We start from the raw sequence: 15,742 nt of genomic DNA, 5'->3' as shown, positions 1-15,742 counted from the left end.
AAAAATTGCCAGCCTACGCAAAGACCTTTCCTCTATCAGAAAAATCTTTTCTGTGATGCCTGAAAGGCAAGAAGTTGCACAGCAGCTAGCTTTTTGCAAAGGCGTGCACCAGTTCAAAAATTTCGTCTGGTTTTTCGGCGTGTACCCAATGGCCGGCGTCTACTATGGTTTCCACCTGGCAGTTAGGAAACAAAGCGGGAATGCCGTAGAGCTTGTCTTCGGTCGTAACATAGTCAGACTTCCCACCGCGAATGAAGAGCGCAGGCTTTAAAAAAGGCGCAGGAGCACTGATTTCGGCTCCAATGCCAACTATGTTGTCGGTGAGGGCACTCAGGTTCTGGCGCCAGGCAAAGGAATTGTCTTCCTGACGGTAAAGATTCTTCAGCAGAAACTGCCGCACGCCAGGCTGCGGGATATGGATAGCTAGCGCCTCATCGGCTTCCTGACGGCTGTTGAGCGTACTAAGATCTACCGCGTTTAGGCCCGCCAGAATATCGTCTTGGTGGGCCATGTCGGAGAGGCGAGGGGCAATGTCGACCACCACGAGGCGGGCGAGCCGGTCGGGGTGGTCGAGGGCGAAGCGCATGGCTACTTTGCCGCCCATGCTATGGCCGAGCAGCGTGACATGGGCGTCGAGCTGCAAGCTCTCGAATAGGGCCAGCAAATCGGCGCTCATTAGCTCGTAGGTGTGCTCGGGCGTATGAAAAGAGCGGCCGTGGTTGCGCAGGTCAACCGTGATAACCCGGTGGCTGGCCTCGGCCCAGCGGCGGGCCAGGGTTTGCCAGTTGTCGAGGGTGCCGAAGAGGCCGTGCAGAACTACCAGAGGAGTGCCCTGGCCTATTTCGCGGTAATGAAGCTGCATAGTAGAAGCGGGAAGAGCGAGCAAAGGTCGGGAGTAGCCGGCACATCTGCTCGCAACCGCCTCTAGTTTGCCATATGGCTCGGCAATACTACGCGCACTACGGTTCCGGTACCGGGCGTGCTATCAATAACCAATCTGCCCCCTAACCGCTCGGTAAACGCTCGGCACAAGGGGAGGCCAAGTCCCGTGCCGAAGCTTGGTCCGTTGGGGCGCGCGGCCGCAGGCCGCTTCGGGTTAGCTGTAAGCAAGGCTGTTACCTGCTCGGGCGCCATGCCGCGGCCGGTGTCGGTGACACTCAGCGTAAGGGTATCGCCTTGCTGGCTCGGGGTGGCTTGTAATAGGATGGCACCACCGCCAGGTGTGAATTTGAGCGCATTGCCTACCAAATTACGCAAGATGGTGCGGGTCATGTTGCGGTCGGCCCAAACTGTCAAATCCAGTGAGCTGCTTGCCGTGAGCTGAACCTGTTTGGCCTCGGCCGTGGTACGGTACAACTCCTCTATCTCGGTAAACAAATCGTCGATGGTAAGCTGCTCGGGCTGGCTCACCAATTCCCCGGTTTGGCTCACGGCCCAGCTCAACAAGTTGTCGAGCAACCCATTCAAGCCTTTTGCCGATTGCCTCACTAGCGCCGGCAAGCGTTGCAAACCGTCTTCATCACCGGTTTTCAAGTAGAAGTCGATTAGCTCTGTGACTCCAACAAATGCGGTAACGGGGCCGCGTAAATCGTGGGCCACAATGGTGTAAAGCCGGTCTTTGGAAGCTGCCAACTCGCGAAGCTCATTTGTGGCCACGTGCAAAGCAGCATGGTTGGCAGCCAAAGCGGCCCGGCTGCGCTTCAATTTCCAGTACAGCACCCCAATGCCACTCAAACCAAGCACCAAAGCGCCGATCATAACCCATAGCTCACGATTATGATGCTGCTGAAGCTCCGTGCGGTGCGTAAGTTGCCGAATCTGGCTTTCCTTCGCCGATACGTCGTAGCGCGTTTGCAAGGCGGCCATAGCTTGCAGGCGTGAGCTGCTATTAATGGAGTCGTTGAGGGCTCGGAACCTACCCTGCCATCGGAAGGCCTCTTCGTAGTTTTGGCGCCCGGCGTTAATTTCCGCCAGTAGGTTATAAGCGTCTAGAATACGTGTTTTGAAATCAACTTGCCGGCCAAGACGGAGCGCCCGGCGAGTTAGAGTTTCTGCTTCGTCGAGCTCTTTTTCTAGTAATAAGATCGTAGCTAACAGTTCTAAATGACCGGCTTCAAACCGGTAGTTGTGCAGAGGCTCTACTAAGGTTAGGGCCTTGCGGGCCAAACCTTCAGCAGTATTCAGCTTGCCTTGCTGGAGATAAAACAAGCCCAGATTAGCCGTGTACAAAGATTCCCCAGGCTTGTCGCCGCTTTTGCGGGCTAGTTCAAGCGCTGCCCGGGTGTAATACAAGGCCAGAGGATAGTTGCGCAAGTACGAGTACAGGTTGCCCATGTTGCCGTACAGCATGACTTGCGTGCTTCCTCTGACCCCAGGACTATGAATTGAAGCTATGGCCCGGTGGTAGTTGTGAAGCGCTCTAGCGGTATCGTTGCGCTCGTGGTACATGCCGCCTATGCTCGTGTAAGCCCGTGCCAGACCGTCGTTGTCGTGCAGTTGCTGGGCCAGCATAGCAGCTTTTTGCTGAAGCTTAATGGCATGTATACCATCCGCCATGTTACCATAACAGCAACCTAAATCGAGCAAAACGCGCAGTAAAGTACGTTTGTCGTTGAGGCGGGTGGCTAAGCGAATGGCTTGTTCGCCGTAAAAAATAGCACGCTTCGGTTGGGGTCCGTGTAGCTCGTAGCACAAGGCCGCCAGTGTACGCAAACGGCTGGTATCAGCTGTACAGGTAGGCAACTGACGCACAAGGCTAGCTACAGTGGAGTCTGAGTTGGGAACAGCGGCTAGCGCAGGCTCAGAAAGATAAATACAGAGGGATAGGAGGAGCGAAAAAGATAGATGCCTGTTCACGGCTAAATACAAGAGTTATATAGTCAAAGATACGCTTAATATATTATAAATATCAATGTTACTATAGTTGTGAAATGAGCTATAAATGCCGTTAAAATCTACTGAGTTCAATAATAGATTTGTAACTATTTATGGTTAAATAAAGGATAATGACGATTTGCATGTATATACGGACGATAAGTTATAGCCGGATTGTGCAAAAGAAAAATTGTTGAGCTTCAAGGTGAGTATTACGCAAAAATTCGGCCAAAGGCGCAAGCTTCAGCAGCAAAGAAGTAATAGTAATAACTTGGCCATTGTGCAGTTGTAACTGCACGTACTCGTAGTTACTCCAGAACAGGCGCCGGGAGCTACAGCGGGCATATATCACCCGCCGTATGTCGGCCCGGTTGAAGGCTAGGCGCTGACCGTCTTGGTAGACTTCCAGCACATTTTGTTTGGGCTCAAAGAGCACCTCTGTGTCGTGGTTGTGCAAGTAATAGTGCAGATGCAGCAGCAAAGCAGGCGCGGCAAAGCCCAAAATTAGCGCTGACAGCAACACCAGTAGCACCAACTCATAAGTAGATAAGGTGCCCGCAAACAGAAACGACACCAGGAAGGGTAGCCCTACACTCAGGCAGAGCACCGGCCAGAACAGCAAAGCCACCTGCCGCTGAAACGTGACCCGGTACATCTTGCGACGGCTCCCAAACAAGCCTGTAACAAGCCGGAGCCCCACAATCAAAGCCACAATTACGGCGCCAAACTCCAGCAGAGGCCGCAACAGCGAAACTGTCTTCACAGCTTATCGAACTTGAATCCAGGCTTCATCCGGGCGGTGCGTACGCAGCACTCCGAACGGTTCCAGCGCTAGACCATGCTCCCTGAAAACGGCTTGCACCTCAGCCCGGCCAACTGGCTCGACACACACGAGCAGGCCCCCGGAAGTTTGCGGGTCGCAAAGCCAGGCTCGCTGCTCGTCTGTGATGGCGCCAATCTTATGGCCGTAGGAGTCCCAGTTGCGCACGGTGCCGCCCGGAATAGCTTGCTGAGTTCGATACAGTTCGGCTTCGGGGATGAGTGGTACGGCGCTGAAATCCACTTCGGCCGTTAGACTACTGCCTTCGCACACTTCTGAAAGATGACCTAGCAAGCCAAAGCCTGTTACGTCGGTCATGGCACGCACTGCCGCTAGCTTGCCGAGGTCGGCGCCTATCTTGTTGAGCTGCATCATGCTGCGCGGGGCAATGGCTTCGTCTTCAGGACGTAGGATGCCGCGTTTTTGGGCGGTAGTCAGCATGCCCACACCCAGGGGTTTCGTTAAGTACAACTCGCAGCCGGCAGTGGCTGTGTCGTTTTGCTTGAGGTTTTCAATGGCGAGCATGCCCGTTACGGCCAGCCCGAAAATAGGCTCCGGCGAGTCGATGCTATGGCCGCCGGCCAGCGGAATACCCGCTTCCAGGCAGATACTGCGGCTGCCTTCAATTACCCGACGGGCCACTTCGGGTGCTAGCTTATCAATTGGCCACCCCAGCACGGCAATGGCCATAACAGGCCGCCCGCCCATGGCATACACGTCGGAAATGGCGTTGGCGGAAGCAATACGGCCAAAGTCATAAGCATCATCGACGATGGGCATAAAGAAATCGGTGGTGCTAATGAGGGCTTGGCCGCCCCCAATGTCGTACACAGCCGCGTCGTCGCGCGAGGAATTGCCAACCAGAAGCTTGTCGTCGTGGGGCTGCGGAATGCTGGTGTGCAGAATCTGGTCGAGCACCTTGGGCGCGATTTTGCAGCCGCAGCCCGCCCCGTGGCTGTATTGTGTGAGGCGAATCTGGTCGGTGGTTTCGGGTAATACTGAGGAAGCAGGCATGGCTACAAAAGGGGCTCAACTATTGTAAGCTGGCGAAAACTGGAAGTGATTGAAATTATAATAAGCTGGATACGACATGGTATTGGGCATGGTCAGGATTGTCAACCAAATATGTAAGTTGATCCACACGATGGGAGGTGCAAACTTCATCTGATACCAAGTTGTAATGTAAGTAAATGGTATCGTGGCTAATAGAAACGTTGCCGTCGTATTGTCCGCAGGCATTAACAATCAGAGGGAGAGAGATGTACAGTATGTCGTTAACCCGCTTTACCTCTACAGCTTTAGTGCGTAGCTTGCTGTAGAGGCCGAGTTTACGGTGGACTTTATCGTCTATTTCTTCTGTTATGAATCTAGCTTTAAAGCCCAGCAGGCGGCTGTGCCGGGGCGGAAGCGTTTGTTTGTTGTGACCATTACAACTGTAAAGCAATCCTAGGCTAAGTAGCCCAACTGTTGGAAGTAAGAACAATTTACTACGCATCAGTCCTGACTGGCAGTAAGCTGCTACTGTAGAGCTGTATTGAGTTAACCGAGTCTGGTTGGTGGTTTCAGTGGTCATTGGTAGTGCAATAGAAAGCACTAAATACGTGAAGCAGCTACAACTCCCATGTTGCCCGCTGCAACACGATGCGGTAGCCGTCGGGGTCCTCGAATGTAGTACCGAGCTGGTCCCAGTACGGGTTGTACGCAGGTACCGGCGCAAAGCCTGCCGCTTTCATGCGCTGAATAGCCGCTTGCCAGTCGGGCTCGTGAGGGAGGTAGAACACCAACAGGTGGTCGGCAGTGGGCGCCCGCCCCACTAGGTGGCCTGCCTGATGCGTGAATTCAAGGTGGTAGGGTGCCTGCGAATGGCCGAGCATCACTCCATCAAACCCATGGTGAGCCGAGAAAGAACTTAGCTCCACCAAGCCCAGCCCGTCGCGGTAGAAGCTCAGTATTTCCGGTAGCTGATCGGTGGGGCGGGCAATGCGCAGCTCAGGTACCACTAGACGACGTTGTTGGAAGGCACCGAGGATACAATTGTCTGCCGCGTAGCTTCGCGCACCAATTCCGCATTTACGGCCGCTTCGCAGGTAGAAGAAACTACCCGGACAGCTTTGCGTCCCTCGAGGCCATGGTTATACGTCTTGTCGTAGTAATCCAGCACCAAACTCACCATTTTCTCCATATCGTCTTCGGCAATGGCCGATAGCGCTTCTTTGGTGGCAAGGCCGCCCAAGCGCTTACGGATGCGCAGGATGGAGGTGGCCAGGGCGCCGGGGTCTTCGCGCCCATACTCTTCCGCGAGTTTGCGCACCCGTACCATCCGGGGTATTTCCAGCACGACCAGCGGCGCCTCGCTCATCTGCCGAAACAACGGCGGTGGCACATGAATACCACCTATAGTACGGCTTTCGTCTTCCACCCAAACTGGCGCCTCAACGGAAAGCTGCGCCAGAGTGGCGGCTAAGTCGTTCTCGAATTGCTCTTGCGTAGGCTGCGGTGGCAAGCCTATGCTACCAAATGCCGAACCCTTATGGCTAGCCAAGCCTTCGAGGTCGGCTACAGGTTCATGCAGGCGAGCCAATTCGTGCAAGACGTCGGTTTTGCCGGAGCCAGTAAGGCCGCCCAACACCAGCAACGGCCGGGGCGTAGTGAATTGAGTTAGTACCCACTGCCGATATTCTTTGTAGCCTTTGTTGAGCAGATGCACCTTGAAGCCGGCCAACTCGAGCAGCCATTGCACGGCGCCGCTCCGCATTCCTCCGCGCCAGCAATGCACCCGCACCTCCTTGGCCGGGGCCAGCTTACTGGCCACTTTCACCATCTGGCTCATCTTAGGCCCGAATAGGTCCAAGCCGAGCAGCACGGCCTTTTCTTGGCTAGTTTGCTTGTACGTAGTGCCGATACGAGCTCGTTCCTCGTCGGAAAACAAGGGAAAGCTCAACGCACCAGGGATGTGGCCCTGGTTGTATTCGATGGGAGCACGTACGTCAAGGACCGGGGTGTTTTCGGGACCTTGCAGAAATTCAGGAAGGGGCGAGCGGGGCATAAAGACAATTAACAGTTAACAATTATCATTTAACAAGCGGGTAGAACAGCACTTGAAACAAGCTTGTCATTGTTCTGGCGGCTTACCCCTGCACCGTTTCTACTTCGTTGAGCTTGGCCGGATTCTGACTCATGGTTGTTAGTATACTGTTAACTGATAAATGTTAATTGATAAATGTCAACTGGCGCCGGTAGAGCTGAATCGTGTTTTCGAGGCCTAGGTAGAGCGCGTCGCAAACAAGAGCGTGCCCAATACTTACCTCGGCCAGCCCCGGCAGGTTATGGTGCAGATAGGCCAGGTTGTCGAGGTCGAGGTCGTGGCCGGCATTGACGCCTAGGCCAAGCTGGTGAGCCAAGTCGGCGGCGGTCCGATAGGGGAGAAGGGCCGCCTCCCGGTCGTGGGGGTAGTGGCGGGCATAATCTTCTGTGTACAGCTCAATTCGGTCGGTGCCAGTGCCAACGGCCGCCTTCACCATTTCCAGACTTGGGTCCAGGAAAATGCTGACCCGGCAGCCGAGCGCCTTCAACTCCTGCACAATGCCCATCAAATAAATCTGGTGCTTTACCGTGTTCCAGCCGGCGTTGGAAGTAATAGCGTCGGGCGCATCGGGTACCAGGGTTACCTGTTCGGGGCGCACTTCGTGCACCAGGTTCAGAAAATCGGGGGTAGGGTTGCCTTCTATGTTTAGCTCGGTGGTCACAATAGCCTTTAGGTCGCGCACGTCCTGGTAGCGGATGTGACGCTCGTCGGGCCTTGGGTGCACCGTGATACCCTGCGCTCCAAACCGCTCACAGTCGCGCGCTACCTGAAGCAAGTCGGGACGGTTATGGCCGCGGGCATTCCGCAGGGTAGCTATTTTATTTATGTTTACGCTAAGCTTGGTCATAGTAGAAATTGTTTCTGGCAAAGTGCCCTTGCCTGGGAACAGGTCAAAGATACAACTCCGAGTTACGCGCCCTGTTTCATAACTGCCTTATGATGCTCTCTGTTACTACCCGCTTGCGGCCCGCCTTGCTTTTCAGTGGTCTGCTGCTGCTCGTGCTGGCAATCGAGTATCTGGTTATCCAGCGGCCCGATTTTGCGGTTCGTCCGGCGCTGCCCGCGGCTGTCACCTTCGACTTGCTGGTCTGGCCGCCGCTGCTGTTCTACCTACTGGTTGTGCGCCGCTACCGGCTACCAGTTTCGTTGGTAGGGGCCGTGTTTGCTGCTATGCTGGCGCTAAGTCAGCAAATGCTGCCGGTTGGTCAGCAAGCGTACTTGCACGGGGCCAAGTATCTGCTTCCAATAATTGAAGTGGCCACCGGGGCGCTGTTGTTGCTGAAGATACGCGGGCTGCGACAGGCTTACCAGCAGGCCCGCGCCAGCACGCCCGATGTTACGGCCAACCTGGCTGCGGCCTGCACGGCAGTGTTTCATCGTCCTTTTGAGGCGCTGGTTTTCGAAGCTGCGTTGTGGTATCACGCGCTACTGAGTTGGCGAGCCGTGCCACGGTACATGGCTGGCGGGCAAAGTTTCAGTGGCCACCAGCAATCGGGCTTCTCGGCCCTGCTGCTCACCTTGGCAGTGTTGACGGTTGTTGAGGGCGCTGTCGCGCATTTGCTGCTTGTGCGTTGGAGCACGCAGGTGGCCCTGGTAGCGTTGCTGCTGAATGCCTACACGCTGATAGGAGCTATCGGGCACCTGCGAGCCGTACAACTAGGGGCTTCCGTACAACTCCTAGCTTCTGGCGAACTGCTGCTGCGGGCCGGGCTGGTGTGGCGCGTGGCTGTTCCACTTATTCAGTTAAGGAGTGTTATCCGTATCACAGATGCTCCAGCTCCCAAAGCCAACCTCCTGAACATGGCTAAGCCCTTGCTGGCGCCGGCTAATCTGCTTCTGACTTTTAATGGGCCTGTAACTATAGCAGGACCGTACGGACTGCGGCGCACAGTGCAGCAAATAACTGTTTATGTAGATGACCCTACTGCCTGTTGTGCTGCCCTGCTATCCGTAGTTTCCGCCGCATCACCCAAAAACCTGTAATCTTGCATCTTCATTTCTCCTGAATTATGGCTTTAAAAGAAATCATCGACGCCGATATCAAGAAGGCCATGCTGGCTAAAGACAAAACGCGTCTTACGACCTTGCGCAGCATTAAGTCTCAAATTATGCTGGCCGAAACGGCCGAAGGCCAGCACGGCGCCGCCCTCACCTCCGATGCCGAAATCAAGCTCCTAACCAAAGCGGCCAAGCAGCGCCGCGAAGCCGCCGAAACCTACCAAAAGCAGTTCCGCTCCGACCTCGAAGAAGTGGAGTTGTCCGAGCTGGCTATCATTGAGGAGTACTTACCTCAGCAATTGAGCGAAGCCGATCTGGTAGAGCATCTGGTTGGCATCATCCAGCGCGTAGGTGCTACCGGCCCCTCCGACCTCGGCAAAGTAATGGGCGTGGCCGCCCGCGAGCTGTCCGGCAAAGCCGATGGCCGCTTAATCTCGCAAGTGGTCAACAACCTGCTCAACAACACCAATGTATAGCTGTATGAGGAGCTAGGGGTTAGGAGGAATCAGTAGTGCTCCTAGCTCCTGCCTCCTAACCACTGTCTCCTAACTCCTTGTATGATGTCCGCTTTTGATATTCTGCTGCTGATTCCGTTGGGCGTAGGAGCTGTGAAAGGTTTTCAGCGCGGGCTTGTGCTGGAGGTGGCGTCGTTGGTGGCGTTTGTGCTAGGCGCAGTGGGCGGATTGGCTCTTTTGAACGACGCTATTCCGCTGGTGCGTCATTACGTAGGCGAGGCATTTGGCTTGTTGCCGCTGGTGGCCTTTCTACTGGTATTCGTGGCCATCGTGTGGGGCGTGCACCTGCTCGGCAGCTTCGTGAAAAAAGCAGTGCACCTCACACCACTAGGCGTCCTCGATAACGTAGGAGGTGGCGCAGTGGGCGTGCTGAAATGGGTGTTGGGGCTGAGCCTGCTGTTGCACGGTATTGGCTTATCGGGGCTGCAGCTCATTGCGCCGAACTTGGCAGCTAATTCGCAGGTGCTGCCTCTTGTACGGGAGGCAACTCCCGTCGCTCTACAAATAGTTGGTTTCGTCATGCCCTTCGCCAGTACTTTGCTGGTCAAATTGCGGAGCGTTTTTTAGGTCTAAGTGCTTAAATGGCTGCATAGCTAGATGGTAAGCTGTTCTACAAGCCGTCAGAACAATCAACTATTTAACAACCCAACCTTTCCAAAGATGCGCCTGCTGCTGCTCGACAACTTCGACTCTTTCACCTATAACCTGCTGGACTACTTCCGGCAGCTGGGCTGTGAGGTGCAGGTAGTGCGCAACGACGTGCCACTGGCGCAGCTGGAAGAGCTGGCGTTCGATGCTCTGGTTTTGTCGCCGGGGCCCGGCACTCCAGCCGCGGCCGGCAACCTGATGGCGGTTATCGACGCTTGGCATCAGCGCGTACCCATGCTCGGCGTGTGTTTGGGGCATCAGGCCTTGGCTCAATACTTTGGCGCTACCCTCACCCGTGCTGCACGCCCTATGCACGGTAAAGTGTCGGAAATGGAAGTGGTAGTTGAAGACGAGCTGTTTCAGGAACTGCCCCGGCAACTGCCCGTTACGCGCTACCATTCTTTGGTAGTAACCAACTTGCCCTCCGTGTTACGTCCCCTGGCGCTTACCGCCGATCCAACTCGCGAAATCATGGCGCTGCGCCATACCAACTTACCGCTGGTGGGCGTTCAGTTCCACCCCGAAGCGCTGCTCACCACCCACGGGCTGGCAATGCTGCGCAATTGGGTTCGGTATTGTATCATTGTAGAAGAGGGCTCGGTGGCGACTACCACACCGGTTGCCCGCTAAGAAGATGGAATTGCAAATCAAAGAACGCAACGAGTTTCAGTACGTCGACGAGGGCGCCGGGCCAGTGCTGTTGCTGCTGCACGGCCTTTTCGGTGCCCTCAGCAACTGGCACGACGTAGTATCGCACTTTCGTCCCGATTATCGCGTTATTATTCCGCTGCTGCCCATCTACGAGATGCCGCTTACGCAAGCGGGCGTGCCGGGCCTGGTGAAGTACGTGGAAGAATTTGTAGCTGCCATCAAGCTAGCAGAGCCTTGCACCGTATTAGGCAATTCGTTAGGCGGACATGTAGGATTGGAATACACCCTACAGAATCCGGCGCGGGTTAACCGATTGGTACTTACTGGCAGCAGTGGCTTGTTTGAAGACAGTATGGGTGGCTCCTTCCCCAAGCGCGGCAATTATGCCTATGTGCAGGAAAGGGTGGCGTATACCTTTTACGATCCGGCCGTAGCAACCAAAGAACTAGTAGATGAAGTGTTCGACGTTACAAATTCCAATGCCAAGTGCCTGCGCATTATTAGCATTGCCCGGTCGGCTCAGCGGCACAATCTTGGCAAAGAGTTAAGTGGAATCCGGGTGCCTACGTTGCTGGTTTGGGGCCTCAATGACACCATCACCCCGCCCGTAGTAGCGCACGAGTTTCATCATCTGATTCGCAACTCCGAGTTGCGTTTTCTCGACCACTGCGGCCACGCGCCCATGATGGAGCGCCCTCAGGAGTTTAACCTGCTGCTTCGCCAGTTTCTGCATCGTACGGAGCAAGAAGCGGTGGCAGTAAAGTAGAGTAAAGCGATACAGCACAACGAGTTGCAGAAGCTGCTGATGTAGAAGCAACTTCTACGGTTCAAGGCGTCTCTTTACTTTGCGGTTTCCACGGATGTAAGCCGTTGAAAACTTTTTCGTATATCTGTGGCTTCTCAAACTCCAAGTTTGTCGCCGCTTCGTATTTGTTGCTATTGTAGCCAACAGGCTACAAGTAGGTGTTCTGTCCTTTCGTACCCCTAACCCGCCCGCTTTCACCTTTAGTTGTTTAATTCCTCATATCCTGCCGATGCACTCGATGATTGCTGAAGACTTGCTCAACCAGATGATTCCGCCCTTGAAGGTGTCGGATACCGTCGGGAAAGCGGCCAAATGGCTGGAGGAATTCCACGTTGGCCAGCTGCCCGTAATTGACAACCGGGCGTACCGAGGCTTAGTCACGGGTGCCGACTTAGGTGATATGGAGCAGACCGATAAAACGGATCAGCTCTTAAGTGACCTACCGCTAAGCTTTGCCGATGTGCACGTGCAGCACGATCAGCATTTTTATAGCGTCATGGAAGTAGCTATCCAAAACAAGATTCAACTCGTTCCGGTACTCGACGATCAGCGCGAGTATATGGGCGTGGTGACCGTGAGCGACACGCTGGCTGCCTTTGGGCAACCTCCCATCGCCCCCGGGCAAGGAGCCGTGATTGTGCTTTCCATGGAGGAGCGCGATTATTCGTTGGGTACAATCAGCCGGTACATAGAAGAGAACAACGCAAAAGTACTGAGTGCCCACGTCGCGCAGGATGAGCACGACCCGTACCGTATTCGCCTCACATTGAAGGTGAACACACCTTCGCTTACCCGTATTGCAGCCACTTTAGAGCGGTTTGGCTACGCCATTACCGCCCAGTTCAACGGAGTGGCCGAACTTGGTGAAAACGAGCAGGACCGGTACGATGCGCTGTTGAAGTACCTAAGCCTGTAAGCGGCGACGGGGTGTATACACGAGCTTCTGTTGTTTGGGTAGTACTCTTCTTTGCAACTGCTATGGCTCGTGCTGTTCCTGCGTTAGCACAATCTGCCCCCGATACCACGCAACGGGTACTACCGAACTGCCCTGGCTACACTACCCTCCGCGTAGCAACCTTGGTTTTTGTGGGAAATCAAGTAACCAAAGAGCGCACTCTTCGTGCTGAGCTTGATTTTAGCGAAGGGGATACCTTATCGGCTACTGTGCTGGCAACTCGTATTGAAGCAAACCGCCGCCGCCTCTTCAATCTGCAGTTGTTCCATCAGGTGCTGAGCGAAGTAGTTTGTCAAGACGGTAGGCTTACTATTCTTTTCAGCGTGCAGGAGCGTTGGTATACCTTTCCGGTGCCCATCCTCTCCATTGCCGACCGCAATTTCCGCGCTTGGGCCGACCGTTCCGACCGTTGGCGCCGGGTTGATTACGGCCTGCACCTGACACGCAAAAATTTTCGGGGTCGCAACGAAGATCTGTTAGCCAATCTACAGCTAGGCTTCAACCGCAAATACGAGTTGTTCTACGAAGCTCCCGGTTATGGCCGTCGGCGCCGGGTAGGCGTAGGGATAGGCGCCTCCTACTACCGCGCCCGCGCCCTCGACTACGCCACCGTACAAGACCGGCTTGTCACCTTTCGTCCCGACGACGGGTTCCCAATCGAACGACGATACTTTACGGCTGGCGTGCGTTGGCGTCGAACGGTCCGTTTGCTAGCCGCCTTCGACATAAGCTACCATCAAGAGTCGATCACGGATTCCGTGAATCAGCTCAACCCCAACTATTACCTCGGCCGTGCCCGGCGGGAATACCTGGACTTCAATTTGAGCGGCGTCCTGAACCAGCGCAACACTTTTGCCTATCCGCTTACCGGCCGCTATGCTCAAGTCCAATTGGTATACCGGCGTTTTCTTGCAACAGCTCCCCCCCAATTGTTGGCCCGAGTTCGATATGCCCACTATGTGCCGCTTGGCGGGCAGTTCTACTACAGTGCTGCCGTGCGCGGACAGATGCGCTTCAGCCGCCGCCTTTCCTACGCCGACAACCGAGCCCTTGGCTACGATGTGCTTGTACGTGGTTACGACGAATACGTGGTAGACGGTCGTCATTATGCCTTGCTGCAACAGGGCGTCTCGTACCGGCTCTTCGATGCTGGCCGGGTGCAATTAGAGGGCCTAGCTAATCCTAAAGTCAATGCCATCCCGCTTGCGCTGTATTTAAATACCTTTACCGACGCAGGTTACGTAAGCACGCCTTCGGCCATGGCTGGCAACCGGCTGCCAGGCCGTTTGCTTGCCTCCGCTGGAGTCGCTATGCATTTGGTAACGTACTACGACCGAGTTTTTACTTTGGAATACACGCGCACACTACGCGGCCAAGGAGGCTTCTTTTTCCGCTCTGAATTTCCCATTTGATGTTTTGCCTGCCCCGCGTAGGCTAAGGTTCTATTATGAAAATTGCCATTCTAGGGAAACCTTTTGATGATGCGAGCTTGCCCTTCGTGCAGAATCTGCTTGATGATCTAGCCGGTCGGCAAACCAGTATTCTTGTAGTAAAGTCTTTTCACGACTATCTAACCCAGCGGCTCAACCTGCCCGTCGGCGTCACAACCTTCACTCGAGACGACTCATTACGAGGTGTACAGTTCGTTCTTAGCATTGGCGGCGACGGCACTTTGCTAGATACTGTCACCTACGTAGGCAGTTTACAGATCCCAATTTTAGGTATTCATACGGGGCGCCTTGGTTTTCTAGCCACCGTCACCCCCGACCGGATTGCACAGGCCATGGATGCTCTCTTCAAAGGGCATTTCGTTCTGGAAGACCGTAGCTTAATCCGAGTCGAAACCGATCCTGACGCCTTTGGGGGTATCAATTTTGGACTCAATGAGTTCAGTATCCTCAAGCGTGATACCTCCTCCATGATAGTGGTCCATACCTATATCGATGGGGAGTATTTGAATTCTTATTGGGCTGATGGCCTCGTGGTGGCTACTCCAACTGGGTCGACGGGTTACTCGCTTAGCTGCGGTGGACCCGTCATGCTGCCGCAAACAAACAATTTTATCATTGCTCCCGTATGCCCTCACAATCTCAACGTGCGACCCATCATTGTATCGGACCGAAGCGTAATTTCCTTTGAAATTGAGGGCCGGAGCAACCAATTTTTGCTTTCTCTCGATTCGCGTTCTGTGGCGGTTGATGCGGGGGTTCAAATTGCAGTTAGACGGGAGAGCTTTTCAGTACGCTTAGTAAAATTCAATCATGTTAATTTCCTAAGTACGCTGCGTAGCAAGTTGAACTGGGGTCTAGATCGACGAAATCCGGCTGGAATTCCAGTTTAGGAGATATACTTTTTCTGCTATTTGTTTTTTTAGTTCCCTATATCTTCTACTTTTGTTGCTGACTGCTACTGTGTTTCCTTCAGATCAGGCCTCTTCTTTCGCTATTACTAACCTTCGCTCCAATATGAAGCAGTTTTTCAATTACAGTCTTACGTTGCTATTGGCTTCTATGCTAGTGGCACCTGCGGCGGATGCGCAGCAATTCACGAAGCGGAAGCAGTATAACTCGGTCGGTGTAACGCTGACAGCTATGAACTATTTTGGTGATATCACTCCTAAGCCTAGCATTCCAAGCTTACGTTTTGGTGCCACCCGCCCCAACCTCGGCGTTACGATCACTCACCGCTTTACACCTCGCCTCTCTGGTCGTGGTGGCCTAAGCTACGGTCGTATCACTGGTAGTGATGTTAAAGCTGCTGACCAAAATGATGCTGATGCTAAATTCCGCTACAACCGTAACATGAATTTCCGCAATGACATTGCCGAACTTTCTGCTGTAGCTATTTTTGACTTAATTCCGAACCGGAATACCTATATCAAACGTCCGGACTTCGTTCCATACTTGTTTGCTGGTGTAGCAGGCTATGCTGGCAACCCGAAGGGCGAGGTTACAGATGATAATTCTCAAAACCTGACCAGGGGCAGCTTCATTGCTTTACAACCCCTCAAAACTGAAGGATTTTCTTATAACAGAGCGGGTATTGCTATACCATTTGGTATTGGCGCACGTTACAAACTTAATAAGAGCTTTGACTTGGGTTTTGAAATAGGCTTCCGGAAGACGTTTAATGACTATCTTGACGATGTAAGCACAAAGTATGTAGTCAGCAGAAGTGCTCTTAATGCTGGAGCTGCTCAATATTTCGGCTGGGATATCACTGGCGGAGGCACTGCCGGGCTAGATGGTACTTGGCAAGAAACAAACCAATCCGGCTACCAGCGTGGCAAGAATAACGAAGACGATTGGTACGTTCAAGCTGGATTCACGCTCAACTACATTCTCGCTCCGCGCGTTAAAAGCCCCAAATTCCGCTAACCAGTTTTTGCTGG

Annotated in this window: 17 protein-coding genes; 9 read left to right on the top strand and 8 right to left on the bottom strand. The window is 54.0% G+C overall.

Annotated features, from left to right (window positions below):
• Nucleotides 1-85 precede the first annotated feature (85 nt).
• The 8 genes from VF639_RS22100 to VF639_RS22065 form a co-directional block, all read right to left on the bottom strand.
• Entirely contained in the window at nt 86-862 is a 777-nt protein-coding gene (locus tag VF639_RS22100) for an alpha/beta fold hydrolase (RefSeq protein ID WP_331148121.1), read from the bottom strand.
• Between the two features lie 62 nt (nt 863-924).
• On the bottom strand, nt 925-2,751 hold the full coding sequence (locus VF639_RS22095; RefSeq protein WP_331148120.1) for an ATP-binding protein: 1,827 nt from the start codon (nt 2,749-2,751) through the stop codon (nt 925-927).
• A 286-nt stretch (nt 2,752-3,037) separates the two neighbouring features.
• Nucleotides 3,038-3,637, bottom strand: coding sequence for a PH domain-containing protein (locus tag VF639_RS22090; protein ID WP_331148119.1), 600 nt, complete (start codon nt 3,635-3,637; stop codon nt 3,038-3,040).
• Nucleotides 3,638-3,640: 3 nt separating this feature from the next.
• Nucleotides 3,641-4,708, bottom strand: coding sequence for a selenide, water dikinase SelD (selD, locus tag VF639_RS22085; RefSeq protein ID WP_331148118.1), 1,068 nt, complete (start codon nt 4,706-4,708; stop codon nt 3,641-3,643).
• Between the two features lie 55 nt (nt 4,709-4,763).
• Nucleotides 4,764-5,267: a hypothetical protein gene (locus VF639_RS22080; RefSeq protein WP_331148117.1), complete on the bottom strand. Its 504-nt coding sequence runs from the start codon at nt 5,265-5,267 to the stop codon at nt 4,764-4,766.
• A gap of 37 nt (nt 5,268-5,304) precedes the next feature.
• Entirely contained in the window at nt 5,305-5,694 is a 390-nt protein-coding gene (locus tag VF639_RS22075; RefSeq protein WP_331148116.1) for a VOC family protein, read from the bottom strand.
• Entirely contained in the window at nt 5,694-6,740 is a 1,047-nt protein-coding gene (mnmH, locus tag VF639_RS22070; protein ID WP_331148115.1) for a tRNA 2-selenouridine(34) synthase MnmH, read from the bottom strand. Before mnmH ends, VF639_RS22075 begins: the two co-directional genes overlap by 1 nt.
• A gap of 163 nt (nt 6,741-6,903) precedes the next feature.
• On the bottom strand, nt 6,904-7,626 hold the full coding sequence (locus VF639_RS22065) for a pyridoxine 5'-phosphate synthase (protein ID WP_331148114.1): 723 nt from the start codon (nt 7,624-7,626) through the stop codon (nt 6,904-6,906).
• Between the two features lie 89 nt (nt 7,627-7,715).
• Between VF639_RS22065 and VF639_RS22060 the strand changes: the two genes are divergently transcribed.
• The 9 genes from VF639_RS22060 (at nt 7,716) to VF639_RS22020 (ending at nt 15,728) form a co-directional block, all read left to right on the top strand.
• A complete protein-coding gene (locus tag VF639_RS22060) occupies nt 7,716-8,762 on the top strand; it encodes a hypothetical protein (protein WP_331148113.1) in 1,047 nt (348 codons plus the stop codon).
• Between the two features lie 26 nt (nt 8,763-8,788).
• Nucleotides 8,789-9,253, top strand: a complete 465-nt coding sequence (locus tag VF639_RS22055; RefSeq protein ID WP_331148112.1) for a GatB/YqeY domain-containing protein — start codon at nt 8,789-8,791, stop codon at nt 9,251-9,253.
• Nucleotides 9,254-9,334: 81 nt separating this feature from the next.
• On the top strand, nt 9,335-9,859 hold the full coding sequence (locus VF639_RS22050; RefSeq protein WP_331148111.1) for a CvpA family protein: 525 nt from the start codon (nt 9,335-9,337) through the stop codon (nt 9,857-9,859).
• A 93-nt stretch (nt 9,860-9,952) separates the two neighbouring features.
• On the top strand, nt 9,953-10,570 hold the full coding sequence (locus VF639_RS22045; RefSeq protein WP_331148110.1) for an anthranilate synthase component II: 618 nt from the start codon (nt 9,953-9,955) through the stop codon (nt 10,568-10,570).
• A 4-nt stretch (nt 10,571-10,574) separates the two neighbouring features.
• Nucleotides 10,575-11,357 (top strand): alpha/beta fold hydrolase, encoded by a 783-nt coding sequence (locus VF639_RS22040; RefSeq protein ID WP_331148109.1) that lies wholly within the window; start codon nt 10,575-10,577, stop codon nt 11,355-11,357.
• A gap of 277 nt (nt 11,358-11,634) precedes the next feature.
• Nucleotides 11,635-12,312, top strand: a complete 678-nt coding sequence (locus VF639_RS22035; RefSeq protein ID WP_331148108.1) for a CBS domain-containing protein — start codon at nt 11,635-11,637, stop codon at nt 12,310-12,312.
• A gap of 62 nt (nt 12,313-12,374) precedes the next feature.
• A complete protein-coding gene (locus tag VF639_RS22030) occupies nt 12,375-13,763 on the top strand; it encodes a POTRA domain-containing protein (RefSeq protein ID WP_331148107.1) in 1,389 nt (462 codons plus the stop codon).
• Nucleotides 13,764-13,798: 35 nt separating this feature from the next.
• Complete coding sequence (locus VF639_RS22025; protein WP_331148106.1) at nt 13,799-14,692, top strand: NAD kinase; 894 nt, start codon at nt 13,799-13,801, stop codon at nt 14,690-14,692.
• Between the two features lie 52 nt (nt 14,693-14,744).
• Entirely contained in the window at nt 14,745-15,728 is a 984-nt protein-coding gene (locus VF639_RS22020) for a DUF6089 family protein (RefSeq protein ID WP_331148105.1), read from the top strand.
• Nucleotides 15,729-15,742 lie beyond the last annotated feature (14 nt).

This window comes from Hymenobacter sp., assembly GCF_036387835.1.
Lineage (GTDB): Bacteria > Bacteroidota > Bacteroidia > Cytophagales > Hymenobacteraceae > Hymenobacter.
Note: the sequence above shows the minus strand (reverse complement) of the source record. Positions and strands in the feature narration are given on the sequence as shown.